Here is a 23,847-nt window from a genome sequence, read left to right as displayed (position 1 = left end):
GCACAACACCGGCCACACGAGACCACCCCAGCCTGCCCCAACTACCCCATCACCCACACAAATTGACAGTGCCGGGCTATGGCTTCTGAGCTGCGGTCGACGTGTTCGTCAATGATCGTCGCCTGTCGTGCTTCGCCGGTGTCGTGTTGCACGAATGTGGTACAGGGAGTGGGTGCGCTCGATCGCTGGAAGCGTCCCCGGTTGGACCGGGTGATGAGATCGCGTCTGGGGTTATGCGCTGATGCCGCGGAGGAGTCGTTCCATGGCGGTGGCGGATTCCTCTTTGGCTGTGTCGGGGTCGGGGGCGTTGGCGATGTAGAGGGCCGCCTCGTCGAGTGCTGCGAGCAGGATGTGGGCGAGCGCGTCGAGGGGTTGTGGGGCGATGGTGCCTTCGGTGACGGCGCGTTCGAGGAGGGTGCGGATGGCGCCGAGTCCGTACTTTTCCTCCAGGGTGCGCCATTGTTGCCAGCCGAGGACGGCGGGTCCGTCGATGAGGAGGATCTGCTGCACGTCACGGTGGCTGGCGGCAGCGTCGAGGAATCCGATCAGCCCGGATCTGAGCTGTTCGGCGGCGCTGCCGATCTGGTCTGCGCCTGAGGCGGCGGTCATGAGCTCGGTCTCGACGGCTTCGAATACCGCGTGGAAGAGCGCCTTCTTGCCGTTGAAGTGGTGGTAGAGCGCACCCCTCGTCCCGACCCCCGCTTCGGCCACGATCTCCTCGGTCCCGGTGTTGAAGTAGCCCTTGGTCACGAACAGGCGCCTGGCCGCCTCGAGTAGGGCCGCGCGGGTGGCCTCTGACCGCTGCGCGATCGCGGAGGCCCGGGTGGGGGGTTGCTCGTTCGACATGCCCTCAGTATGGTCCACATACAGGTTGTATGTTGACTGATTCGGAGGACATGATGAGCACCAATACAGCGCTGGTGAGCGAGTTCTGCGACCTGATGGTCAAACGTGACGCGGAGGTCCTGCGCCGTTTCTTCACTGCCGACGCCGTGTACCACAACGTCGGTATGCCGCCGGCGGTCGGCGTCGACGCCATCGTAGAGAACCTGGCTCAGCAGATGACGGCGTTCCCAGACAGCTATGAGTACCGGATGGTCAACCTGGCTGGGGACGGTGATGTCGTGCTCACCGAGCGGGTCGACATGATCCGTACACCGGACGGTATCAAGCACGGGGTTCCGGTGATGGGCACCTTCGTTATCACTGGCGGCAAGATCAGCCGGTGGACCGACTACTTCGACACTGCGCTCCTCGTCAAGATGAACACCGGCGAGGACTACAGCGCCCTGGTCCCGCAATCGTCCTGATCCAGGGGCCGCGCCGCCCTTCTGTGCGCCCGTCGAGGTTTGGCTGTCATCCCGTCGCCTGATGGCGCCTCGGTCACGCCGTGCTGGGACCGCAACCCATTTCCGATCCGCCGGCCGAATTCGCCAAGCTTGCGGTCCCAGGGCGGCGTGATAGCCACCAGATCGGGCGACGGGATGACAACCGAACCGGCCACCATGCCAGCGTGACCGTTCCGCTTCTGCGCGCGTCATCCTGGAGCCTGCCTGCCCGGCGAGGGGAGTTGTTCTTCTCCTGCAGGTGTACGCCGACACCTGCGGGCTCTCCACGTTGACCCGTCCTCCGGTCGGTGTGATCGGCGCCTGGGAAGGAAGGGCCCGGTGCCGTCAGGAGACGGCAGCGGCCTGCTGGCGGGCTTTGGTGTGGGCGAGTCGGTAGGAGTCGCTGCCGGTCTCGATGATGTTGCCGCCGAAGGTGAGGCGGTCCACGATGGCCGCGCAGAGCCTCGGGTCGGTGAACGTCTTGGTCCAGGAGGAGAACGACTCGTTGGAGGCGATCGCCACGCTGTTCTTTTCCTCGCGCTCGGTCAGAACCTGGAACAGCAGCTCGGCGCCGCGCCGGTCCAGCTCCATGTAGGCCCAGCTCGTCAATACAGAGAAGATCGACTCGTCCGTAGCGGGCGATCGTCTCGGTCAGCAGTTTCTCGTCGGCGGCCTCGACGAGCTCGTTGACGAGCTTGGTGGCCGGGACGTGCTTGACCCGGAAGCCGGCCATCGCGGCCTCGGTGCCCAGCGAGATCAGCAGGTGTGACTTGCCGGTGCCGCTGTCGCCGATCAGACACAGGGGCAGCCCTTTGCGGACCCAGTCGCACGAGGCCAGGGTGTGGATGCAGCTGGGTCGATGGCGTGGTTCGCGTCGAACTCGAAGGTGCGCAGTGCCTTCTCGCGGGGGAAGTCCGCGGCTTTGATCCGGCGCTCGCAACGGCGGCGGTTGCGGTCGTCACACTCGGCCATCAGCAGCTCGGCCAGGAACCCGCGGTAGGTCATCTGATCGCGGACCGCGGCGTCGGCGAGCTCGGAGAACTGGCCGCGCATCGTGGGCAGCCGCAGGTTGCGGCAGGCGGCATCGATGGCGGCATCAGCAGCCTGTTCGGTCAGGCCGCGGTGACGGGTGACGCTCATGGCGGGGCTCCTTAACTGGTGGGACGCCCGGCTGACGGCCGAGTGTGACGCAGGAGTTGGTCGTAGGCGGCCACCGACGGCAGCGGACGTGAGTCGGGCGGCAGTGCGGCCAGGCGGCGTTCGGTTGGCCAGGACGTCCCCGCGCACGTCGGTCACGATGACTGCGGCGTCGGCGACCGGGGCCCCGCTGTCGGCGGAGCGCACCACCCCGGTCAGCCCGCTGGTACCGCTGAGCAGGATGTCGAACGCAACCGGCTCGTCGCGCACGGCCACTGTCGTGGCCTGCGGCTGGTATCCGTCTGCGGACGCGATGAGGACGTAGGATCCGGCGCCGGGCGCGTCCACGCCGTACGAGCCGTCGGCGCGGGTGACGGAGCGGCCCACCTGACGTCCTGCGAGCGGGATCAGCGTCATCGAGGCTCCGGCCAGGGGCGTCTTCCCCGCGCCTCGGGCGCGTCCACCGTCCGGTAGCCCTCCGGCAACGGCCGCGGCGGTGGAGGGCACCGGCATCCGCTGGGCGGCGGACGGGAAACGGTGACCCACTACTTCTCCATGGTGTTGGCCCCGGTGGCCGGTACGGCGGCCCTGTCCGGGATCGCGGTCGGTATGGCCGACTCGGCTGCAGTGTCCACCGCCCTGGCGGTGGCGGGGCGGTGGCGCGGGATGAAGGAGGCGAGGACGCACGCGAGGAGGCCGGCGCCGGCGCCGACGGCCATGACCGTCTTGAAGCCGTTCTCCGACGGCAGGGAGACGGAGCCGACCGTCGTCGTCATCTGGGAGAGGATCACGGCGGCGACCGCGCTGGCGGACGACGTGCCGATAGACCGCATGAGGGTGTTGAGGCTGTTCGCGGCACCCGTCTCGGACGCGGGGACCGCGCCCATGATGAGGGCAGGCATGGCGCCGAAGGTGAAGCCGATGCCGGCGCCGACGATGCAGGACGCCAAAATGAACTGCCAGACCTCGTCCATGAGGACGATGTTCAGGCCGTAGCCGGCGGCCACGATCAGAGCGCCGGTCATCAGGGTCGTCTTCGGGCCCCGGGCCTTGGAGAGGAGGGCGGACACCGGAGCCGCGGCCATCATCACCAGGCCCATCGGCGCCAGGACCAGGCCGGCGGTGAGCAGCGACCTGCCCAGACCGTAGCCGGTCGCAGTGGGCAGCTGCAGGAGCTGCGGCACGACAAGCATTATCGTGAACATGCCGAACCCAACGGCGATCGAGGCGACGTTGGTGAACAGCACCTGACGGCGCGCGGCGGTGCGCAGGTCCACCAGCGGTTCCTTGACGCGCAGTTCGAACAAGCCCCACAACAGCAGCACCACGACGGCCGCGGCGAACAGGCCGAGGGTGGTGCCGCTGGTCCAGCCCCAGTCGGCGCCCTTGGAGATGGCAAGGAGCAGGCAGACCAGGCCGGCCGCCATGCCGATGGCGCCGACGACGTCGAAGCGTCCGCCAGTGCGCACCTGCGACTCCGGTACGAGCGCCAGTACCAGGACGGTGGCGAGGGCGCCGGCGCCGGCGGAGGCCCAGAACAGCGTGTGCCAGTCGAAGTTGTCGGCGATGGCCGCGGCGGCGGGCAGGCCGAGGGCACCGCCCACGCCCAGGGATGCGCTCATCAGTGCGGTGGCGGAGCTGAGCCGCTCCGGGGGCAGCTCGTCACGCATGATGCTGATGCCGAGCGGGATGACGCCGGCAGCCATTCCCTGCAGCACCCGTCCGACGATCATTGGTGTCAGTGAGTCGCTGAGTGCGGCGATGACCGAGCCGGTCACCAGCATGACCAGGCTGACCAGAAGCATACGGCGCTTGCCGACCATGTCTCCCAGCCGGCCCATCACGGGGGTGGCGACGGCGCCCGCGAGCAGGGTGGCGGTGATGGCCCAGGAAGCGTTCGACGGCGAGGTTCCCAGCTGCTTCGGAAGGTCCGGGATGATGGGGATGACCAGGGACTGCATCAGCGAGAACACGATTCCGCCGAAGGCCAGGGCCGCCACCACGGCCTGGGGGCGCGGTGCTGTGGCCCTTCCGTCATCGACGGTTCGGGGACGGGAATGGGGCATGGTCGAGCCTCCGTAGGGGCGATCGGTAACAGGGATGGAGGGGACGTCGTGCGATCGTTCATTCGTCAGAAAGCGGGCAGCCCGTCAAGCGCTGCACAAGCGGCCGGGCACCTTGAGTTGAGCGCGTCCGCGAGACCCTGACGGTCGAGGCCTTCGCCGACGAGACCGCGGTCTCCCGGCGCACCCCTCCCGCCACGTCGCCGGCGGAGCAGGCACGGCTGTACGGCGCCCCGGGTGCGCCTCGCCGTCGCAGATCGAGCTATTTCGTACGCCCCCCGAAAAGGCTGCCGCGGAGTGTGCCGCTCCGGCTGCCCGTGAGCATGCGCTCTCCGTGGCCGGACGCAACACGGTGATGTCACCACTGATGCGGCGGAGGCGACCCGGCACGTCCTGCGAGAACACCGAGCGCGCACCCCCATTCGGCCGGCCCGTCGTCCCATGGGGTGCTTTACAGACCCGACGGCCAAAGGCCGACGGGCGGAAGTTGACTCCCCCGTCGACTTCGATGATCTCGCCGGTGACCTGGGAATTCGCGGGTGAGGCGAGGGAGAGGATCGTCGCGCTGTGGGCGATCGCTCCGCCCCCGGTTTCCTGCATGAAGGGCGCGGCCACCGTGGTCAGATCCTCCTCGGTGCGCGAAGCGATGACCCCGTCGGCGCCCGCTTCGGCGAGTGCCACCACCGTCGCGGCGCCAATGACCGGCCGGACCCGGTTGCCACGGCGACCTTGTCTGTGATCTGGAAGAGGTTGCTCATCACACCTGGACCGTAGCACCGCTCTGGCGATAAGTGTTAGTTGGCTTTCACTTATTTTCATGATGGTCACAACCCAGGGAACGGGTCACAACGAAAGCACCGGAGGTGCCGCCGCACTGGCGGTGTACGGCTTGACGTCGCCGCACGTGGCCTGACGGCCAGGTTGTGGACGGCCGACGGCCCGGCAGCGCGTACTACTGTGCAGTCATGGCGACGCAGGGACGGACCTTGAGGGCTGATGCGGCTCGTAACTACCAGCGGATCGTCGGTGTCGCGGTCCAGGCGTTCGAGGAGATCGGGCCGGAGGTGACCCTCGAGGAGATCGCTCGGCGCGCGGAGGTAAGTGTGATGACGGTCTACCGGCGTTTTCGCGCTCGCGACGAGCTGGTCCGAGCCATCCTGGACCACGTTCTCACCACGGAGATCCAGCCCATGGCGGCGGCGCACACCGAAGATCCGTGGCGAGATCTCGTCGACGTGCTCGGGGCCAGCATCGATGTACTGGCTCAACGGCAGGTCATCCTCTCCCTTGCCCGGGAGTCCGACGCGTTCGATGTCGAAAGCGTGCACCGCTACCTGCGCTCCCTTGAACGGCTGCTACGACGTGCCGTCGAGGCGGGGGTGGTGCGACCGGAGCTGGAGATTCGTGACCTGGCGGCGGTCATCGTCATGGTTCTGGCCACGGTGCGTCTAGGCGATCCCGACGGCGCGGGCCGCAGGCGCTACCTCGCCCTGGTCGTCGATGGGCTGCGCATCTCGCCGACCCCCCTGCCCCCTCCCCCGGCACGGGAGTTCCCCGGGTCTGCTGCCTACGCACAGGGACCGGAAGCCTGATCTCCCCATGCCACGACAGAGGGCCGTCGGCGAGGTGCCGGGGTGCGGGCTTGCCTCGGCCGTCTCGCGGCGCGATGAGTCTGCTTCACCTCCGATACGACCGGCCATCTGGTGACGAGTGAGGTCTACCTGGACCGCACCGCCTCGGGTACGACCGACTTCGACCCCAGCTTCTCCAGCACCGAGCGCGCCCCGCCGCACTCGACGGCAAGCCCCCAGCCTGCACATCCTGGCCGACGCGTCCTCCGTCGAGGTCTACGCAGAGAACGCCTCAGGCCAGCAGGACGTCCTCACCCACCAGATCTTCCCCGACCCCTCCAGCACCGGCGTCGACGTCTTCGCCGACAACGGAACCGCCACTCACCCACCGGAGGCCAGCCCGCCACCAACATCGGCCGCCACGCGAGCGCCGGAGCAGCCGCCACATTCGCTGCCAACGACACCGCGATCCCGAGGAGGAACGCCAGCCACACCACCGTCCGCGCCCGACGCCCCGCGCTCCGGGACGAGTTCAGCAGCCCCACAGTCGCCAGCAACAAGAGGCCGTCAACCGACAACGGCCACAACGTTGCGCTCACTGCGTCAGCCCCGCCCTGCAGGGCGAACTCCCGCTGATGCACATACGAGGCGTACCCGGCCACCGACGCCACCACCAACGCACAACCACGCCGCACCCACACCTCAGCCCGGATACCCGCACCAGCGCCACTCGGAGGAGCATCACGGACACTCACAGACGCACCGCGTGGCGTTTCCCTCGGGCCGGTCACCGGGAACCACCCCTACGACGACGCCGACGCACCCGCGGCACCGCGACCGTGCCGGAAAGAACCAGCTCACGGCCGGTACGGGGCCGTACAGATGCTGTCGGTGCCCAGCCGGGGGCTCGAACCTGCGCAGTCTGATCAAATGGGTGCAGCGTTCGCGGCGCTGCTGTGCGTGACGGTTCCCGTAGCACCGCCGAGACCAGGAGGGGGCCCATATCGCGCGCTCGTTCAAGCGCCGTCAAAGCGGAACCCTGCTATCCAGTTCTGGCAAGATATCTACGCAACTCACTCGCTTGCCGTCAGTTCTGTCCGTTCACCGGATCACGAAGCTCGTCAGCACCGCGGCTCTCGCCACGGCTGTCCCGCACAAGCGTGGCCAACCGCCTCGACCGACTCGAACCGACCCGCAGTTCCTTCCGCAAGGTCTCGGCCGAGACGGGTCGCTGATGCAGACGCCGATGCCTGGCATCGATCGTCCGAGCCTGAGCGAGCAAGGGATCATCGCCGTTCGGTTCACCACCGTCCACTCGTTCCGGCCCGGCTTCTCCGATCAGTCGATCGATCGGGCGGTGCACCAGAAGCTCCACCGACAGCAGCAGCGCGACCGGCGGTCACCCGGCCACCAGCACGGGCTTCCACTTCAGAGCTGGTGCCGCCGCGACGTTCGCCGCTAGCGAGACCGCGATCCCCAGCAGAAACGCCGACCACACAGCACCCCGCGCGCGACGTGAACGGGGTCCCGTCGGCTTCAGCAGACCGGCTGTCGCTGACGGTGTGAGGTCCCGCGAGATCTTGGACAGTTTGGTCCCAGGAGACGCTGGACGTCACCGGTAGATGCTGGACAGTCGCTACTTCCTCGTGCGCGCGACCGCCTTGAACTGCCTGATCGGCTTGTCGCTGGTGCGGGCATGGGTGGACAGTTCGACGTCACCGTCCAGGACGCGGAAGACGGTGTCCTCGATGAGGATGGTCACGGCTTTCCCGGCGTGAGCCCGACCGATCCGCAGGCGCTGGCCGCCGACCATCACCACGCCGTCCACCGGCACTTTGCGCTGAGCCCGCAGGGCCTGCGCCGAAGGAGGGATGATCGCCGTGCGCGGGCTGCGGACTCCGCTGATCTGCGCTCGTTGCTCCGGTGGGATGGGCGCGGGCAGCGTCTTGACCACGCGGCCGTCGGCGATGACATGCATCAGCTGGCCGTCGAACCGCAGGGTGACCTGCTGTCCGGCGAGCTGGGCCGCGAGCTTGACGCGCTGCCCGCCGAGGCCGACGTCGCCGTCCCGGCCGACCAGCCGATCGACCTCGACCACGAGCGGGGCCTGCGGCCCGTCGGGCAGGGCGGGCGTCGCTGGTTCGAGGCCGGCAATCCGCCCGCCGCGCTGCACCAGCGCCTTCAGGTCGGCAGCGGTGAACTGGGAGGTGCGGGTGCGGGCGAGTTCGCCGTCGATGAAGACGTGGATGCTGCGCTCATCAGCCCAGACGGTGGCGGTGCGTCCGCCCAGCGCGGCGGGGAACTTCAGCTGCTGGCCGGAGGGCAGACACAGCCTGCCGATCGGCGAGATGAGCGCCTCGAACTCCACTGCCCTGATGTGGGATTCGTCGACGGGCAGCCGCGGTGAGGGCAGCGGCGCGGGCAGCTGCGGCGCCAGCAGCCCGTCGCAGGCGTGGTCTTGTCCTGCGGCTCGGGCAGGTGGACCTCGTGCCGGTCCTGCTGCGGGTCCTTGGCCGCAGGGCGGAACCTGGCGGCGGGCACGGCCATGTCGAGTGCCTGGTGCGGCCGGCTGTGGTTGTAGCCATGCACCCAGGCGTCGATGGCAGCCTGGGCTGTTGCCTGGTCCGCGAACAGACCGACATGATCGAGCAGTTCACGCCGCAGGGACTTATGGAACCTCTCGATCTTCCCGGTGGTGGTCGGTGATCGGGGTTTGGTCAGCCGGGCGGTGATGCCGTTCTCCCGGCAGATCCGCTCGAAGAGGACCTCGGCCGGGACCGGCTTGGTGAAGCGGCCGGTGAACTGCTTGCCGTTGTCGGTCAACACCTCCGACGGCACCCCGTAGGTGGTCATGGCCTCGGCGAAGGCGGTGCACACCGCGCGGCTGGACGGCTCGGCGACCACCTTGGCGATCACGATAAACCGGGAGTGGTCATCGATGCCGGTGACCAGCTTGCACTCGCGCCCGCCAGCCAGGAACACCCCGCCCATGATGTCCAGCTGCCACAACTGCATCGGAGCGTCGCGCTGCCAGCGGCGGTAGACGCGGCGGTGGTTCTGCTCCTGGTGGTTGATCAGCCCCTGTCGGGTAAGGATCCGGTGCACCGTGGACCGGCCGGGCACCGGCACCAGACCACGCTGGCCCAGCTCGTGGACGATCCGGCGAGCGCCCCACCGTGGATAGGAGCGGCGCAGTTCACAGACCAGTGCCTCGACCTCGGCGGGCACCTGGTGCGGCGAGACGTGCGGTCGGCGCGACTTGTCCACCAGAGCGTCCAGCCCGCCGACGTGGTACCGCTCGACCCAGGTGTACACCGACTGCCGCGACGCACCGAACTGCCGGGCCACCTGCGCGACCGGGGCCCCGTCCAGCACTTGGAGCACCGCCCGGTACCGGTGCTCGGCCATCCACCGCCGGTCGTCCACCGGCTCCGGCTCACGCGTTTCCGTCACGGAAGGACCAACGAGCCACGGCCGTCCAGGATGTGCCGAGACCGTCAAAAGTGCCGTGGGACCGTCCAGGAACAGCCGGGACCAAACTGTCCAACAGCCCGTGGGACTTCACACTCCGGGGAGAACTGAGTGGCCGTTGACAGTCGCCAAGAGCAAGAGGCCATCGACAGACAGGGGCCACAACGAAGCGCTGACCACATCCGCTCCACCCTGCATCGCAAGCTCTCGCTGATGCACATACGAGGCGTAGGCCGCCACCCCGGCAACGACCAAAGCGCACAGCGGTCGAATCCACGCATCCGGATCGACGCCTCGGCTCCTGACGGTTCCTTCCTGGGGCTCGGTGTCAGCGCTCATCGAACTCACCGCCCGGCACCTCGCCCCAGTGCACAACGCGTGCACACCTCGACGGGAACTCTCGGGAACTCGCAGGTAGAAGCGGGATGTGCCCAGACACGGCAAAGGGCTCCGACCAGGCTATAAGGGCAGGTCAGCGATCCAGCGCACCTTCGGTGCGCGCCGGGGGCGTGGTAAATCCTGTGGCGCGCGCCGGGATGCCTCCGTCCGCCTCTGACGTGGGCTGATACCGCTGCGGGACGCTGGTGGGGTTCGTTCCGGCCGAAACCGATTGCTCTGTGATGCCGGTGAGCTCGCAGGTCAGCGTGGTACTGAGGGCCGTCCACGGGAACCGTGGAGTGTTGCTGCGAGCACGTGCGTCAGAATTCCTGATTCACCCTGGTCCTCCCGGAACGGCATGCCACTCGGCCGTTGAGGGAGGGGATCGGGACGTGGACGTGCTGCACGAACGCTGCGCCGGTGTGGACATCAGCAAGAAGGACGCCAAGGCGTGCGTCCGCGCCCCGAGCACCAAACGGCGGGGATCGTTCACGACCGAGACCACGACCTGGGGGTCAACGACGAATGCGGTGCTCGCCCTGCGCGATCACCTGCTCGCCGCCGAAGTCACCCTGGTTGTGATCGAGGCGACCTCGGACTGCTGGAAGCCCTTCTACTACCTGCTGGCCGAAGACCTGAACGTGATCCTGGTGAACGCCCGTCAGGTCAAGAACCTGCCCGGCCGCAAGACAGACGTCTCGGACGCGGCCTGGCTGGCCCAGCTCGGCGCGCACGGCCTGGTCCGTCCCTCCTTCGTACCCGATCAGCACGTGCGCGAGCTGCGGGATCTGACCCGGGCGCGCACCCAGATGACCCGTGAACGCGGCCAGATCGTGCAGCGGCTGGAGAAACTGCTGGAGGACACCGGGATCAAACTCGCCGCCGTCGCCTCCGACATCATGGGCGTCTCCGGCCGCGCCATGCTGGAGGCGTTGACCTCCGGGGAACGCGACCCACAGGTCCTCGCGGAGCTGGCCAGGCGCAGGCTCCGCAACAAGATCCCCGAGCTTGCCGAGGCGTTGACCGGACGCCTCCGCGAGCACCACGCGTTCCTGACCCGGCTGCACCTGGACCACTACGACCGACTCACCGACGCGATCCGGCAGCTGGACGAGCGGATCGAGGAGACGATGGCCCCCTTTCGTCCCGCGCTCGACCTGCTCGATACCATCCCCGGGATCAACCGCGTCGTCGCCGAGGTGATCATCGCGGAGACCGGCGGCGACATGAACCGGTTCGCCTCCGCCCAACACCTCGCGTCCTGGGCCGGGGTCTGCCCCGGCCACCATGAGTCCGCCGGCCGCACCAAGAGCGCCAACGTCCGCCCCGGCAATCCGTACCTCAAAGGCGCCCTCGGGCTGGCCGCCTTCGGCGCGGTGCGAATCAAGGACACCTACCTCCAGGCCCGATACAAGCGGCTCACCGCCCGCCGCGGCCCACTCAGGGCCCTGGTCGCCGTCGAGCACTCGATCATCACCGCGATCTGGCACATGCTCACCGACCACAAGCCCTACCACGAACTCGGCGGCAACTACTTCGCCCAGCGCGACCCTCAACGCGCCACCCGCCGCGCGATCAACGCACTCAACCAGCTCGGTTACACCGTCACCCTCAACCCACTGGAAGGCGCGGCCTGACCGACCGAGCCGGCACACCCGGCGACCACCCGGGTCACCCGGCCCTGCCCGAACCTGTCCTGACCTGCACCTATTTACGCGTCAGAGCCCTGCTGGCAGACGAGTCGGGCTGTACGCCGGGTTCTGTGTGCAGACAAATGCCCGCCCTCTGGCTGTCCCCTGTCGGCGGCCGGATGGTTTTGGATCCCCGCGAGCACTCCGAGGTCATTCTGGCGGCCGTTGGCTTCGATCATGGCACCGACGTTGGTGCGGCTCCAGCCAGCAGGTTGTCCAACGCGGCTTGTTCGAAGGCGTCGGCCAACGCCTTCGGGACACTCCCGACACCGACAGACGGCCCCGGCGGGCTCATCGAGCCCACGGCCGCCCGGCGCCTGGCTCGAAGAGAACCACTATCCACCCCCGGAAGTGGATCACCATCCAGTACTCCTCCCGAAGGTCGTCGGCGGGCCGAGGCGGCATCCACAACAGGAACGAGGGTTGCGTTCTCACTCAGAGACACAAAGCAGGGATGCCAGCCTGTCGGCTACTGAAAGCAGAACGCGCTCCGAGTACGGCCGCCCGATGATCTGAATGCCAATGGGCAGCCCCTGAGTGGTCGTGGTCACTGGGACGACCAGACTGGGGAGGCCAATGTGGCTGGTGAGGTTGGCCCAGCCGGTCTGGTCGAAGAAGTTCTGCTCCTGGCCGTCGACCGTAAGGGTGCGACTTCCTGCCGGGATCGCGGGTGTTGGTGCGGCCGGTGTGACGAGGACGTCGTGTTCTGTGAAGAACCGCTGCCAGTCCGATCGGAGTCGGGCGCGTTCTTCGTTCGCACGCAGCCAGCTGCGGTGGGTTTGGGTCCGATGGCGGAGGAAGATCGCGCGGGGGCTGGTGTCGTCGTCCTGCAGTTGTCGTGTGGCAGCGAGTTCAGTGGCAGCGGTTTCGTCGTTGGTGGTGGCCGTCGCGGTGGCGTGCAGAAGCTGTTCGAACAGGCGCGTGGAGTCGGCGAAGCCAACAGGTCCGGGTGTGTGTCGGACCAGGGCTCCGGCTGCGATCAGCGCCTTCTCAAGGGTGATGAGGGCTTGTGCGGTCTCGTGGTCGACGGGGCAGTTCGGGTCCTCGGCCCAGATCGCGATGCGCAGTTCGTCGACGCCCTTCCTGGCCGTCGGCAGGTCTAGGTGCCAGGGTGTTTCCTCGGCCGGTGCCGGTGTGGTGAGCGCGGTGAGGAGCAGGTCGAGGTCTCGGGGGTGGCGAGCCAAGGGGCCCGGTGTGACCATGTCGCTGCTGGTGAGCCAGCCCGGCGGCCGGGGAATGTGGCCGCGGGCCGGGACGAGTCCGTGTGTCGGCCGCAGTCCGTACACCCCGCAGTAGTGGGCCGGCAGACGCAGCGAGCCGGCAAGGTCGCTGCCGAGATCGGCGGGGGTGAGGTGGGCGGCGACCGCCGCAGCAGGTCCACCGGAGGAGCCGCCGACCGTCCGCGCTGGGTCGTGCGGGTTGAGCGTGGAGCCGAAGGGAGCGTTGTCGGTGTGGAGGTCCTGGCAGTAGGCGGGGGTGTTGGTCTTGCCCATAATCACCGCGCCTTGGTGGCGGAGCCGCGCGACAGCGTCGGCGTCCTGGTCGGGAATGTGGTCCGCGAGTTCCTGGGCTCCGCTGGTTGTGCGAAGGCCAGCCGTTTCGAAGCTGTCCTTGATGGTGATCGGGAGGCCGTCAAGGACCCCGCTGGCCTCGCCGCGGGCTCGGCGCTCGTCGGAGGTGTGAGCGGCTTGCCGGGCCGCGTCATCGTCGCGGGTGATGACGGCATTGAGGGTGCTGGCGTCGATCCGATCGAGGTGGAGGTCAAGCAGCTCGCGGCTGGAGATCTCCCGGCGCTCCAGAGCCTGCAGTTGGACATGCGCAGGCTGGCGGGTCAGGTCGGTCATGTGAAGGCTCGCTCGAGGTGGGGGGTGCGGGCGCGTTGGCGGGGAAGGTGGCGGGCGACGGCGAGGAGGGCATCGATGTCGTCCATCGGCTGGCTGGTCTCGGGGTTGGTATCGGCGAAGTCGGTGAGCTGGTCGGGATGGGGACGTTCCCCCGTCTTGCGGGCGGCGATTCCGGCGAGTATCTGGTCAGCAGAGACGGCGGCGTTCAGTTCCTCACCCGAGAGCCCTCGCACCCTGTGATGGGCTTCGCTGCTTTCACGGACGCCCGCTTCGAGGTACTGACGGATCACGAAGCGGCCGTCGCGGATCTCGACCGCCCGTCGGTAGAGCTTGAACCCGATGCTGCGGAAGCGGCGGCTCTGGGCAGGGGCGCCCTGGTCGACCGACAGGCGGATCTCGGGGGCTTCGCTGTAGAAGGCCAGCCACAGGCGGCGCAGGCGGTAGTAGCTGACGTACTGCCTGAACCGGTACTGAACGTTCTTGGCCTGGTCGGTGATCGTGGGCACCAGCCACCCGATCAGGGTGAGCATGGCGCCGACGTCGCCGCACGTCCAGGCGAAGTTCTCCCAGCCGGCGAGAGAGATGCCGAAGGCGCCCGCGATGACGTTGCCGGTCCGCACGCCGCTGTATCCGAAGGTAACGATGGCGCCCAGGGCGACGACCCGCAGACCGGCGCGGACGGAGGGGCGCTTACTGCGCCGGGCCAGGCGCCAGCAGCCGCAGGCGAGGAGTACCTCGCCGATCGTGTACGCGGTGACGTACAGGGTGAGGTACGCGGCGTACGTGTTGTCATGCGCGTAGTACAACGTGAAGTCGATCGGCCTCGGTGCGCTCGGCGTCAGCAGGGCGAAGAGCACCAGCAGCCCCGCGAACACTGCGAGGCCGGCACCTAGCCAGGTCCGCGCTCTCCTGCGGGCGATGTCCGGGGGCGATCCCCAGTAGGTGAGTACCACCTGCTGGCAGGCGATCAGCGCGATCACGCAGCCCTGGGCCAGGGGAACGGAGAGGTTCACGGTGCCCAGGACGCGGTCGAGGTAGTTCCACATCGGAGTGATGGAGAACAGGAACGACAGGCCCGAGAGCAGGAAGACGGAGGCCAGGGCCGTGGTGGCGGGATCGCGGCGACGGGTGGGGATATCCCTCAGAAGGCAGAGGAATCCGAGGATGGCGACCACGAGGCTGATCGGGTGGAGTAGGTCTTTCACGGTCGGGCTACCCGCCTACGCAACAGGGTGTGCGCGACGCGGTCCTGGACCGCGTCGCCGGAGGACTCGTCGCTGCGCAGCCACCGGTCAATGATCCGGCGCTGGAGGAGCGAGGCGAGGAGCTCGGTCTCGTGCTCCTCTGCGTCGTCGTACTTGGTCCGCCCCAGCATCATCCGCACGACGGCCGGGTCCATGGTGGTGACGAGCGCCGGCGCCGCGGCGGACAGCGGGCGGGCCTCGTGGTGTCCGAGGAACAGGTGCATGAACTCGTGAGCGATGATCTGATCTTGATGCAGACAGCTGGTCCGCGGGTCGTAGAACACATAGATAACGGCCTCCAGGACCGCACATGCCCCGCAGACCGACGGCGCCTGCTCTTGTGGCTGCAGTATCACCTCGCGCCCTGTACGGCGGGAGACCTCGTCGCGGAGGTCGCGGATGTTCGTGACGTCGGGAAGCTCCAGCGCGGCCAGGGGGTCATCCTGGCGCCACCGACCCGTGGACCACATTGTCATTCCTTGATCATTTGCTGAACTATAGGTGGAATACAGCTAGTTGGAGGGTGGCAGCCCCTCCATCTTTCGCACGCCATCCACGAGACCGAGGACCGCTTCCTTTCCGTCCGCTGAGACGTCGGACAGACGCAGGAGCACGTTTTTGATCTTCGAATCGCGGAGCAATTCCAGCAACTTCAGTTCCTCCGCGGTCTTTTCGGCGACCTCATCGTCGAACCAATAGGCGGCAGGCACGCCGAAAAAGCTTGCCAGGGCTTCAAGATGACGCTTCGTCGGATTGTCCCGACGACCGGTGCGCAGCATCCAGAGGTAGGTGGACGTCACGGTTTCGAGCCCTCGCTCGGCCATCAGCTCGGCCACTTCAGAGTTGCTGTACGGGCCACGGCCGGGCGGGTGCACCACTTCAAACAGGCGGTTGAGCCGGTCACTGAGCTTCTTCGCGTGAAGACTCGTCGGCTCCTCTGCTGGCTCTTTCATGATCCTTTCCAAGGCGGTGCGGCTTAACGGGCGTTCAGCCACTGTACTCCGCGATTAACACCAGTTGACGCGCCGATCTTGCGTATGAAAAGTTCTACCTCGCAAACGCTCCCCGCGTTTGCGCGTCCACCCTTCGGGATGGTCTGCCCGTTTCTACCGATAGGCGTGCACGGCATGCGTGACGCACGTCACTTTTACCTAGCGGCATTAGTTGCGCCTGTAATTACAGGGCGAATTTGATCTTCGAATGGAAGGCGCAGAGGCAACAGTGGGAAGGCTCGATCCCCTTCGCGATGCCCGCGCGAGTATTTCCGTCGGGTCATTCCGGCGCTGCGGTGAGCGGCCAGTCCTCGCCATGCTCGTGGACGGACGACTGACTCTGCGCGGCCGCGCCGGAATGGCACAGCCGTCTGCGCCGGCGGTGCGGGGCGCCGCCCTCGCCGCCATCGCCCACATCCCAGACGCCAGTCGGCGGTACGCCGCCGACAGCCTCGACATGGCGAGTAGCGCCAGGCGCGCCGTCATGGTCGGCGCCGCCGAACCAACACGGTTCGCCGCTGCGCCGCGTTGTGGCACAAGACACGAGGGGGTGCTGTGAGGGTCATCTCCAAGTGGGTCGGGGCGATCAGCCTGCTGCCTGTGTCGCGGCCCGCTGCCTCCACAGGTACGCGCAGGTTCCGCCGCCCTGCGGTGCGACTTGTAGAGAGTCCTTTAGCAAGGTCTGGATCTTGCTGCAGGTCCTGCATATGTTCGTCGTCCCTCGCCGGGCTCCCTGCCCGGCAGTAGACGACGCTAGGAGCCAGATGCGGAACGCCCGATCCAGCCGGGTGAGATAGCCCCGAACACAGCGACGGCGTCCAAGGAGCGGTAACTCCAGGACGCCGAACGCCAAATGGCACTCCTGCCCCGGCAAGGGCGGAGATTTACCCACCTTCACCGCACCGGTCCTTTCCTACGAGGCACACCGGCGCGGGTTTCACTACGGAGGAGAGTCTTACATGCCGCCTGCCCTGCGCAAAGGGCCGGTGTCCCCGGCTCGCGCGGCAGCCGTCCTCGCTTCGCCGTCTGGCTCCCTGGACACGTACCGGTTGCCCTGCGCCCTCGCGCCGGAGCCGGCCCCCAGCGTCCGGCCCGTTTGGGCGGTGACCCGATGAGCCGTGACACCCGCGAATGGGCGTGGGAGTACAGCGCCAGCCGCGGAAACGCGCGCCTGGTCCTATTGTCGATCGCCGACCGGATCCCCGACGAGCAGTGCGTCGCCTGGGCGTCCCTCACCTCGCTGATGAAACGTACGAACGCGAGCCGCAACGCCGTGCGCGGCGCCCTGGTCGCGCTGGCCGAGAGCGGCGAACTCGAGGTGCTCGACGACCTAGGCGGTCCGCAGCACAGCACGGTCTATCGGCTCCCGCGCGCCGCTGCATGGCTGGCCAAGGTCGCGGCGACCCGGGAGAACGACCCCGGCGCGTACGTCGAGCCCCTGACGGACGCCGACCCGGTACCCGCGTTGGACGACGAGCGGCTGCGCAAGCACGGCATCTGGCCGAAGACGGGGTCCGAATCCGACCCCCGTCGTCAGGATCTGACCGGGTCAGAATCTGCACCCCCTCGTCAGAACCTGACCCCTCCCCGGGTCAGAATCCAACCCCCCTCCGGGTCTGAACCTGACCCCCAGAACCCTAGTGAACCGAAGGTGAACCGTAGGTACAGCAGCAGTAGTGCTGCCGACCTCACCTCCGCCGCGGACTGGCAGGTCGACAACGCGAGCCTGTCCTGGGCTCAGCAGCAGGGGCATCTTGCCCGCCTCGGCGAGCACGGCGTACAGGCCGCTGACGCAAAGTGGCGCCACCACCGGAGCACCTGGAGCGCTCGCTCCGCCGCCGCCTGGGCCGCCGACTGGCGGGCCTGGATCGCCCGCGAGCACAGCCCAACCCCCCACCGACCGAACCTCTACGCCCTGCCCGGCGGCACCCCCGCGCCGCAGGCCGGCATGACCCGCGCCGACGCGCACATGGCCGCCCTGCTCGCTGCCGTCGATGAACCGACTGGAACGGAGTAACTGCCTTGGACCGCCGCGAAGTTGCTGCCGTGCTCACCTATGTCGGTCGCCTGGACCCGCGCACCATCCGCACCGACGCGGGCGAGGCCCGCAACCAGCTCGCCATGTGGCACGAGCTGCTCGGCGACGTCCCGATGGCCACCGGCCAGGGCTGGGACGTCCGCGAGATCGTTCGCAAGCGCATCGTGAGTTCGCCGTACCCGATCCTGCCGGCCGATGTGGCCCGCGAATGGCAGGCGCACCGCCGCGACCGTCTGTCTCGGCACACCGACCCGACCCCCATGGCCGACCCGGACAATGCGGAAGCCTGGCGGGCGGAGCTGCTGGCGGCGCGAGATGCCGTGGCTGCCGGAGTGGCCGCACCCTCGGCTCACCGCGGGATCACGGCGGGGCGACACCGGCCGGGGCTCAAGGACCAGCTGGCCGCCGTCGGCTCCTACATCCCGCCGGCCGTGCGCGCCGAGCTGGCCCCGTACCGCCCGGCCCGCGCCGCCCGCGAAGCCGCCATCGCCGCCGGAGGACCCGACGTCCTGAGCGTGCCGTGCGACTGGTGTCACGCCGACAAGGGCGAGCCCTGCCGCCGCCGTCGCATCAGCCTCGACGGAAGTGCCCGGGGCAACGCACCGCGCGTCACGGCCCACCCCGGCCGCATCGACCGCGCCCTGGCTGCGCAGGCCCAGCAGGCATCCGCCGCCTGACAGCAGCCCCCCCCTCTCCACCAAAACGTTCCGACTCCGGTACAGCCCCACGCCGTGCCCCGAGCCCGCCTCGCAGCACCCGCCGCACCCCGTCCCGCCACCGGTGCCGAGCGACCCGCACCCACCGAGGCGACTTCCGGAGACCGTCATGCGCCACATCACCACCAACGACACCCCACCCCCGACGATCCGGGGTATCGCCGACCACAGCTGGCAGGAACGGGGCCAGTGCCACGGCCTGCCAGCCAAGGAGATCGACGAGCTGTTCTTCCACGCGGCCCGCGATCGCGCGGCCATCGACGCGGCCAAGGCGATCTGCGGCAGCTGCCCGGTGAAGAAGGCGTGCTTCGACTACGCCCTCGACAACGAGATCCGCCAGGGCATGTGGGGCGGGCTCACCGAGGACGAGCGCCGCCCCTGGCACGCCCGGGTCAACAAGCGCCTGGACTACAGCCGCGTCAAGGCCGCGTTCGAAGGCCGCGACGTCCACCTCAGCGACGCCGAGCGCGAAGCCGTCACCCGCCACGCCTACGTACGCGGCTGGAGCCCCGAGCGCCTCGCCTACGCACTGCGGCTCGACCTCGACTGGGCGCGCGACCTGATGCGCAACGCTGCCCACGCCGTCGCCGACCGCGACCGCTACTGGGGGCAAATCGACCCGGCCGAAGCAGCCGACGACGAGTACGTCGAGGACGACGACGCCGAGGCCGCCGCCTCCCCGGTGCAGGTGCCCCGCCAGGCGCAGACCCACGCCCTGATCGCCGCTCTCCGAAAGGCCGCATGACTCACCTCCTCGCCATGCCCTCCCTCGTCTCTGGCATCGAACCCATCCACTTCGTCGCAGCCGTCGGAGTGCTCGCCCTGATGCTCGGCGGATGGTCGATCCGGCGTAACCGGACCCCGGCGAGCGGCCCGCGCGCCGGCACCCCCGCGGTCTGGGTCGCGGCCCTCGCCGCCCTCAACTGCACCGCCTACAGCGCCGACACCAGCTGGCGGTTCGCCGCCGACTACCTCGACATGGCCGGCACGGTGGAGCGGGCCATGATGTTCAGCGCGGCCGAACTGGCGCTGTTCGCGACGGCGCTGATGGCCCGGCAGAACCTGAAGACCCAAGGAGCGCCCGGCCTGCCGGGTGGCCTGGTCTGGGTGATTACCGGGGTGCAGGTCATCCCGGCGTACGCCGAGTCGGGCACGGTGGGCGGCACCGTGCGGGCCTTCGTCGGCCCGGTCATGGCGGCCGTGCTCTGGCACCTGGCCATGGGCATCGAGCTACGGCTGCACAAGCCGGACGCCGCCTCCCAAGGGCTCCTGGCCACGCTCGGACGTGAAGTGCGGGAGCGTCTCCTCTCACGCCTGGGCGTCGCCACCCGCAACCGTGATGCCGCGCAGATCACCAAGGACCGCGCGACTCAACGGGCCGTGGCCCTGGCCTCCCGGCTGGCCGGGATACCAGAGAAGGAGCGTGAGAACGGCCGTGGCAGTCGGATCACGCGGCGGCTCCAGTCGGCTCTCGCACGATCCGGTGTCGGCACCGACCCGCAGCAGCGTCGCGCGCTTCTGGAGCAGCTGGCCGCCCGTCGGCACGCCACGGCGCTCGCCACCGTGGTCCTGCCGTCGCCCTGGATTCAGCCCGCGCGGTACCAGGACGCCGATCGGGGGGACCGGTCCCCTCTCCCTACGTCGATCGCGACTCCGTCGGCGAACGGGACGCAGGCGAGTGCGTGGGTGAGCGCGGTCCCCGGCGACGGTCTCCGAAGCACTGCATCGATCGGGGACCGTACAGAGGGGGACCGTGCGGAGCCGGGGACGGGACGTGAGCCCGACGGGGACCGTCCCCACCCGGACTCCGTCGGCAACGGGGACCGAGCCGCCGAGTCCGGCTCGAGCCTGCTGCCCGAGGGCCAAGAGGCGGCAGTTGGGGACCAAGACACCGTGCCCGCCGGGACCGAGGAGCCCGACGACGGCGCGAGCGGCAGTGCCGAAAAGGTGCACGAAGCTACTGCTCAGGAGGGCACAGACCCGTCCCCGGCGGCCATCACCATCGGGGACGAGGGCCGGGAGCACCCGGACGCCGAAACGGGGACCGAGCCCATCGGGGACCGTCCCCACACCGTCCCCAACGACGACGGGGACCGCGAACACCCCGACACCGAAACGGGGACCGAACCCAACGGGGACCGTCCCCACACCGTCCCCGTACGGCGGACGCCGAAGGCGAGGGCGTCCCGGAACCGGCCGCGCGGCGGTCAATCCCAACGGTCCCGGAAGCAGCCGCAGCTGAGCGTGGAGGAGATGGTCGAGCGGGTCCGTCCCCATGTGCCCGCGCTGCTGGAGCGGGACGGCAACGAGTCGCTGACCCGCGTTCAGCTGCGGGAGATCCTCCGTGCCCAGCAGATCCGGGGAGGACGGAACGAGCGTCTGACGCCGGTTCTGCAGCGGCTCCGCGACGAGGCGGGCACCACCACGGCACGGAGTACGGCCCGATGAAGACCTGCCAGCGTTTCGCGCACATCAAGGCCGGCTTCGAGCAGGACATCCGCTTCCTGCGCGGTCATGCCGAGCGTCACCAGGGATCCGCGCCGGCGAAGACCAGCGCGAAGAACGCCATGTCGGTGAAGCGGAGCATGGCGCGGGCCTTGAACCGGCACCTCGATCGCTGCCCCGAGTGCGGCTGACGGTCACAAACAAGCAGGTCAGGAGCCTGCTTCCACCTTTCCATCCGGTGGCCCGGCCGAGGCCGGGCCACCGCCCCCGCACTGAAGGGACCCGCTATTCCTGCCCGTCACCGCCCGCGTATGCACCCACCGTCCACCGCCGAGGCCGCCGCCTGGGCGGAGGTGCTCGTACGCCACCAGCTCCTGTACGCAGCCGTGCTGACCCCGGGCGGCCAGTGGCTCGTGCAGCACCGCGCCGAATCCCTTGTCCACGTCCTCCACGGCCCGAGAGCCATGGTCGATCTGGCCGCCGAAATCCAGCACCGCATCCGCACCACGAGGTACCGCACCCGATGACGAACCCGACGACAACCCCCGCTCCCGCGCCAGGTGAGCCGGAAACCAACTCGACCTCGTCGCGAGCAAGTTGGTGCAAGAGCATTGCTCCCGGTGGGAGCAATGCTCTTGCGTCTCCCGCCCCGGGGGTGGCGGGAGCGGATCGGCGCCAGGGGGCGCCGATCCGTCAGGATGCGGCCGAGGGCGGCTCGCATCCTGAAGAAGGGGAGAACCACTCCTGCCACAGCGCCGACTGCGCCCACACCATGCCGAAGCCCCACGTTCAGCAGCGTGAGCGCCTGCGCGACGAGAAGAAGCGTATGCACCAGCCGAGCTGCCGCATGAACGACGACGAGTACCAGCTCCTCGTCCGTGCTGCTGCCGCCTGCAATATGAGTATCGCCAGCTACCTTGCTCGCGCCGCGCTCAAAGCCGCCCGCAACCTCGACCGCACCGCCGCGGAAATCGCCGGCGAACGCGAGATGCTGAAGGAGCTGTTCGGCCTTCGAATCGCACTGAACCGGATCGGCAACAACCTCAACCAGGTTGCGGCAGCCCTGAATTCGGACGAGCCCGCGCCGCAGGCCACGGCGGTTCTCTCTGCCGTCGACCGGATCTCCCTGCGTGTGGACGCCTTCCTCCGGCGCTACCTGGACGGCGAGCGTCCGGCTGCATGATTCCCAAAGTCCACGACATGGGCACGGACACGCGCGGGCTGGTGGCCTACCTGTACGGCCCCGGCAGGGCTGAGGAGCACATCGACCCCCACCTCGTCGCGGCGTGGGATCGTCTGGCCCCCGACCCCGGCCGCGACCCCGAGGCGACGTACGGCGACCTGCAGCGTCTGCTCGACCAGCCCGTCATAGCACTGCCCGAAAGCGTCAGGCCCGCCGAGCATGTGTGGCACCTGTCCGTACGCGCCGCCCCCGAAGACCCGATCCTCACGGACGAGCAGTGGGCGGACATCGCCCGCCGCATGGTCGCCGCCACCGGCATCGCCCCTGAAGGCGACGATGCCGCCTGCCGCTGGGCGGCTGTCCGCCACGCCGACGACCACATCCACGTCATCGCCACCGTCGTCCGCCATGACGGCCGCCAAGCCCGCATCCGCAAGGATGGCGCCCGTTCCCAGGCGGAAGCACGGAAGATCGAAGTGGACTACGGGCTACGCCGATTGAACGCCGGCGACGGAACCGCCGCCAAGCGCCCCGCCAGCGCCGAACGCCACAAGGCGAACCGGCAGGGCAAGGAACGAACGCCACGCGAGGAACTGCGGGAGACGGTGCGCCGCGCTGCCGCCGGCGTCGCCAGCGAGCAGGAGTTCTTCGACCGCCTGGCCGTCGCCGGCCTCCTGGTCCGCCAGCGCGTCGCACCCTCCGGCGATCTGCTCGGCTACAAGGTCGCGCTGCCCGACGACCGCAACGAGGGCCAGGAGCCGATCTACTATTCGGGCTCCACCCTCGCACCCGACCTCTCCCTACCGCGCATGCGCGAGCGGTTGGCCGGCAACGTCTCCGGACCCGGCCCCGAAGCCGTCGCGGACCGCTCCTCCGGCTCGGCGCGTGTCAACCCGTCGACCGCGCGGCGCCAGGCGACGACGGCGGTCTGGCAGGCCGTACTCGTCGTCGACCAGAGCGACGACGGGCAGGTCGCCGCGCAGCTCGCCGCGGCCGGCGAGGTCCTTGACGCGCTCGCCAAGACCTCGGCCGCGCACACCCGGCGCGAACTGCGAGATGCCGCCTGGGCGTTCGAGCGGGCTTCCCGCTCCCACATCCGGGCCGAACGGGGCCACGACCGTGGTCTGCGGCAGGCTGCCCGTGACCTCGTCTACGGCGGGCCGGCGCTCGGTCGTGGGGAGGACGGCGCCACCACCGCCATGTTGATCGATATGGTGCTTTTCCTGGTCACCGCCGCCGCCCACTGGCACGGGAAGAAGGAGCACGCCCAGCAGGCGGCTGCTGCTCGCCAGGCCGCCGAGCACCTACGCGCCGCTTACCAGGCCGCCGCGCCGGTGTACCTGTCCGTCATGCACCAGCGCGGTCGGCGTCTGTCCCAGCCCCTGCAGCGCAAGCAGGCCGCCTACCTGCGCCAGGCGGTGCCGGAGCTGGCCGAGCAGGTCCTCACCGAGCAGGGCTGGTACGCCCTTGCCGCCACGCTCGCCGATGTTGAGCACGCTGGGCACGACCCGGCCGTGCTCCTGTCCGAGGCCGCCGAGCGACGGGAGTTGGACACCGCAGACTCGATCAGCGACGTGCTCGTGTGGCGGCTGCGGCGCATGGCCGATCTGCCCGCCGACCCTTCCGCCATGCCCGAGCACACGGCCACCGCGCCCGCCGCCGCCCGCGGTGCTGCGCAGCGTCCGACGCACCGCACCGACCGTCCCGCCAAGTCCCGCTGAATTCAACCTTCTTAGAGTTGCAGCA

Annotated in this window: 20 protein-coding genes and 3 pseudogenes; 12 read left to right on the top strand and 11 right to left on the bottom strand. The window is 68.9% G+C overall.

Going from position 1 to position 23,847, the window contains the following annotated elements; genetic code table 11:
- Positions 1-231: 231 nt before the first annotated feature.
- Positions 232-846 carry a TetR/AcrR family transcriptional regulator gene (locus ACIBK3_RS18980; protein WP_266586698.1) on the bottom strand — a complete coding sequence of 205 codons (615 nt, stop codon included), beginning with the start codon at positions 844-846 and terminating at the stop codon, positions 232-234.
- A 74-nt stretch (positions 847-920) separates the two neighbouring features.
- Here ACIBK3_RS18980 and ACIBK3_RS18975 point away from each other — a divergent pair, with 74 nt between their 5' ends.
- The gene (locus ACIBK3_RS18975; protein ID WP_399366899.1) at positions 921-1,310 is read left to right on the top strand and encodes a limonene-1,2-epoxide hydrolase family protein; all 390 of its coding nucleotides are present in this window, start codon (positions 921-923) and stop codon (positions 1,308-1,310) included.
- 363 nt (positions 1,311-1,673) lie between these two features.
- Here ACIBK3_RS18975 and ACIBK3_RS18970 read toward each other — a convergent pair whose 3' ends face one another.
- The 3 genes and pseudogenes from ACIBK3_RS18970 to ACIBK3_RS18960 all read right to left on the bottom strand — a co-directional run bounded on the left by ACIBK3_RS18970 (position 1,674) and on the right by ACIBK3_RS18960 (position 4,531).
- On the bottom strand, positions 1,674-1,937 hold the full coding sequence (locus ACIBK3_RS18970; RefSeq protein ID WP_371649072.1) for an ATP-binding protein: 264 nt from the start codon (positions 1,935-1,937) through the stop codon (positions 1,674-1,676).
- 49 nt (positions 1,938-1,986) lie between these two features.
- Positions 1,987-2,882, bottom strand: a pseudogene (locus ACIBK3_RS18965) (ATP-binding protein); the annotation flags it as partial.
- A 128-nt stretch (positions 2,883-3,010) separates the two neighbouring features.
- Positions 3,011-4,531, bottom strand: coding sequence for an MFS transporter (locus tag ACIBK3_RS18960; protein ID WP_266586696.1), 1,521 nt, complete (start codon positions 4,529-4,531; stop codon positions 3,011-3,013).
- Positions 4,532-5,493: 962 nt separating this feature from the next.
- Between ACIBK3_RS18960 and ACIBK3_RS18955 the strand changes: the two genes are divergently transcribed.
- Positions 5,494-6,120, top strand: a complete 627-nt coding sequence (locus ACIBK3_RS18955; protein ID WP_266586694.1) for a TetR/AcrR family transcriptional regulator — start codon at positions 5,494-5,496, stop codon at positions 6,118-6,120.
- Between the two features lie 118 nt (positions 6,121-6,238).
- A pseudogene (locus ACIBK3_RS18950) lies at positions 6,239-6,421 on the top strand (hypothetical protein); the annotation flags it as partial.
- Here ACIBK3_RS18950 and ACIBK3_RS18945 read toward each other — a convergent pair.
- From ACIBK3_RS18945 to ACIBK3_RS18935, 3 genes and pseudogenes are all read right to left on the bottom strand, one after another.
- On the bottom strand, positions 6,411-6,770 hold the full coding sequence (locus ACIBK3_RS18945; protein ID WP_266588550.1) for a DUF2637 domain-containing protein: 360 nt from the start codon (positions 6,768-6,770) through the stop codon (positions 6,411-6,413). The pseudogene ACIBK3_RS18950 and the gene ACIBK3_RS18945 sit on opposite strands and share 11 nt — an antisense overlap.
- Positions 6,771-7,735: 965 nt before the next feature.
- Positions 7,736-9,507: pseudogene (locus ACIBK3_RS18940) on the bottom strand (IS481 family transposase).
- Positions 9,508-9,660: 153 nt separating this feature from the next.
- Positions 9,661-9,909: a DUF2637 domain-containing protein gene (locus tag ACIBK3_RS18935; RefSeq protein ID WP_266586692.1), complete on the bottom strand. Its 249-nt coding sequence runs from the start codon at positions 9,907-9,909 to the stop codon at positions 9,661-9,663.
- Positions 9,910-10,340: 431 nt separating this feature from the next.
- Here ACIBK3_RS18935 and ACIBK3_RS18930 point away from each other — a divergent pair, with 431 nt between their 5' ends.
- Positions 10,341-11,585, top strand: a complete 1,245-nt coding sequence (locus ACIBK3_RS18930) for an IS110 family transposase (RefSeq protein ID WP_266586690.1) — start codon at positions 10,341-10,343, stop codon at positions 11,583-11,585.
- Between the two features lie 485 nt (positions 11,586-12,070).
- On the opposite strand, the gene ACIBK3_RS18925 is transcribed toward ACIBK3_RS18930, so the two are convergent.
- Genes ACIBK3_RS18925 through ACIBK3_RS18910 form a run of 4 tightly spaced genes read right to left on the bottom strand, consistent with a single transcriptional unit; the run spans position 12,071 to position 15,680 of the window.
- Entirely contained in the window at positions 12,071-13,483 is a 1,413-nt protein-coding gene (locus ACIBK3_RS18925; RefSeq protein ID WP_269648609.1) for an amidase family protein, read from the bottom strand.
- On the bottom strand, positions 13,480-14,688 hold the full coding sequence (locus ACIBK3_RS18920; protein WP_266586686.1) for an MAB_1171c family putative transporter: 1,209 nt from the start codon (positions 14,686-14,688) through the stop codon (positions 13,480-13,482). Before ACIBK3_RS18920 ends, ACIBK3_RS18925 begins: the two co-directional genes overlap by 4 nt.
- Positions 14,685-15,197, bottom strand: a complete 513-nt coding sequence (locus tag ACIBK3_RS18915) for a hypothetical protein (RefSeq protein ID WP_266586684.1) — start codon at positions 15,195-15,197, stop codon at positions 14,685-14,687. Before ACIBK3_RS18915 ends, ACIBK3_RS18920 begins: the two co-directional genes overlap by 4 nt.
- Before the next feature lie 42 nt (positions 15,198-15,239).
- Positions 15,240-15,680, bottom strand: a complete 441-nt coding sequence (locus ACIBK3_RS18910) for a hypothetical protein (protein ID WP_052425335.1) — start codon at positions 15,678-15,680, stop codon at positions 15,240-15,242.
- A 1,150-nt stretch (positions 15,681-16,830) separates the two neighbouring features.
- On the opposite strand from ACIBK3_RS18910, the gene ACIBK3_RS18905 reads away from it, so the two are divergent.
- The 8 genes from ACIBK3_RS18905 (at position 16,831) to ACIBK3_RS18870 (ending at position 23,822) form a co-directional block, all read left to right on the top strand.
- The gene (locus ACIBK3_RS18905) at positions 16,831-17,736 is read left to right on the top strand and encodes a helix-turn-helix domain-containing protein (protein ID WP_266586680.1); all 906 of its coding nucleotides are present in this window, start codon (positions 16,831-16,833) and stop codon (positions 17,734-17,736) included.
- 5 nt (positions 17,737-17,741) lie between these two features.
- Positions 17,742-18,434, top strand: a complete 693-nt coding sequence (locus ACIBK3_RS18900) for a hypothetical protein (protein ID WP_266586678.1) — start codon at positions 17,742-17,744, stop codon at positions 18,432-18,434.
- A 148-nt stretch (positions 18,435-18,582) separates the two neighbouring features.
- Positions 18,583-19,218 (top strand): WhiB family transcriptional regulator, encoded by a 636-nt coding sequence (locus ACIBK3_RS18895; protein WP_266586676.1) that lies wholly within the window; start codon positions 18,583-18,585, stop codon positions 19,216-19,218.
- Complete coding sequence (locus ACIBK3_RS18890; RefSeq protein WP_266586674.1) at positions 19,215-20,921, top strand: hypothetical protein; 1,707 nt, start codon at positions 19,215-19,217, stop codon at positions 20,919-20,921. Before ACIBK3_RS18895 ends, ACIBK3_RS18890 begins: the two co-directional genes overlap by 4 nt.
- Positions 20,918-21,109: a hypothetical protein gene (locus ACIBK3_RS18885; RefSeq protein ID WP_266586672.1), complete on the top strand. Its 192-nt coding sequence runs from the start codon at positions 20,918-20,920 to the stop codon at positions 21,107-21,109. The genes ACIBK3_RS18890 and ACIBK3_RS18885 overlap by 4 nt, the downstream gene beginning before the upstream one ends.
- Before the next feature lie 120 nt (positions 21,110-21,229).
- Complete coding sequence (locus ACIBK3_RS18880) at positions 21,230-21,445, top strand: hypothetical protein (protein ID WP_266586670.1); 216 nt, start codon at positions 21,230-21,232, stop codon at positions 21,443-21,445.
- 245 nt (positions 21,446-21,690) lie between these two features.
- Entirely contained in the window at positions 21,691-22,101 is a 411-nt protein-coding gene (locus tag ACIBK3_RS18875; protein ID WP_371649066.1) for a plasmid mobilization protein, read from the top strand.
- Entirely contained in the window at positions 22,098-23,822 is a 1,725-nt protein-coding gene (locus tag ACIBK3_RS18870; RefSeq protein WP_266586666.1) for a relaxase/mobilization nuclease domain-containing protein, read from the top strand. Before ACIBK3_RS18875 ends, ACIBK3_RS18870 begins: the two co-directional genes overlap by 4 nt.
- Positions 23,823-23,847 lie beyond the last annotated feature (25 nt).

It is taken from the genome of Streptomyces sp. NPDC050287 (assembly GCF_044459385.1).
Taxonomy (GTDB): domain Bacteria; phylum Actinomycetota; class Actinomycetes; order Streptomycetales; family Streptomycetaceae; genus Streptomyces.
The sequence above is the reverse complement of the archived record's forward strand: the minus strand, read 5'-3'. Positions and strand labels throughout refer to the sequence as shown.

Excerpts from the sequence above, each read along its gene's own strand:
- ACIBK3_RS18980 (WP_266586698.1), bottom strand. The coding sequence starts at position 846 with ATGTCGAACGAGCAACCCCCCACCCGGGCCTCCGCGATCGCGCAGCGG.
- ACIBK3_RS18960 (WP_266586696.1), bottom strand. The coding sequence starts at position 4,531 with ATGCCCCATTCCCGTCCCCGAACCGTCGATGACGGAAGGGCCACAGCA.
- ACIBK3_RS18955 (WP_266586694.1), top strand. The coding sequence starts at position 5,494 with ATGGCGACGCAGGGACGGACCTTGAGGGCTGATGCGGCTCGTAACTAC.
- ACIBK3_RS18935 (WP_266586692.1), bottom strand. The coding sequence starts at position 9,909 with ATGAGCGCTGACACCGAGCCCCAGGAAGGAACCGTCAGGAGCCGAGGC.
- ACIBK3_RS18925 (WP_269648609.1), bottom strand. The coding sequence starts at position 13,483 with ATGACCGACCTGACCCGCCAGCCTGCGCATGTCCAACTGCAGGCTCTG.
- ACIBK3_RS18915 (WP_266586684.1), bottom strand. The coding sequence starts at position 15,197 with ATGTGGTCCACGGGTCGGTGGCGCCAGGATGACCCCCTGGCCGCGCTG.
- ACIBK3_RS18910 (WP_052425335.1), bottom strand. The coding sequence starts at position 15,680 with ATGAAAGAGCCAGCAGAGGAGCCGACGAGTCTTCACGCGAAGAAGCTC.
- ACIBK3_RS18905 (WP_266586680.1), top strand. The coding sequence starts at position 16,831 with ATGAGCCGTGACACCCGCGAATGGGCGTGGGAGTACAGCGCCAGCCGC.
- ACIBK3_RS18895 (WP_266586676.1), top strand. The coding sequence starts at position 18,583 with ATGCGCCACATCACCACCAACGACACCCCACCCCCGACGATCCGGGGT.
- ACIBK3_RS18890 (WP_266586674.1), top strand. The coding sequence starts at position 19,215 with ATGACTCACCTCCTCGCCATGCCCTCCCTCGTCTCTGGCATCGAACCC.
- ACIBK3_RS18885 (WP_266586672.1), top strand. The coding sequence starts at position 20,918 with ATGAAGACCTGCCAGCGTTTCGCGCACATCAAGGCCGGCTTCGAGCAG.
- ACIBK3_RS18880 (WP_266586670.1), top strand. The coding sequence starts at position 21,230 with ATGCACCCACCGTCCACCGCCGAGGCCGCCGCCTGGGCGGAGGTGCTC.
- ACIBK3_RS18875 (WP_371649066.1), top strand. The coding sequence starts at position 21,691 with ATGCCGAAGCCCCACGTTCAGCAGCGTGAGCGCCTGCGCGACGAGAAG.
- ACIBK3_RS18870 (WP_266586666.1), top strand. The coding sequence starts at position 22,098 with ATGATTCCCAAAGTCCACGACATGGGCACGGACACGCGCGGGCTGGTG.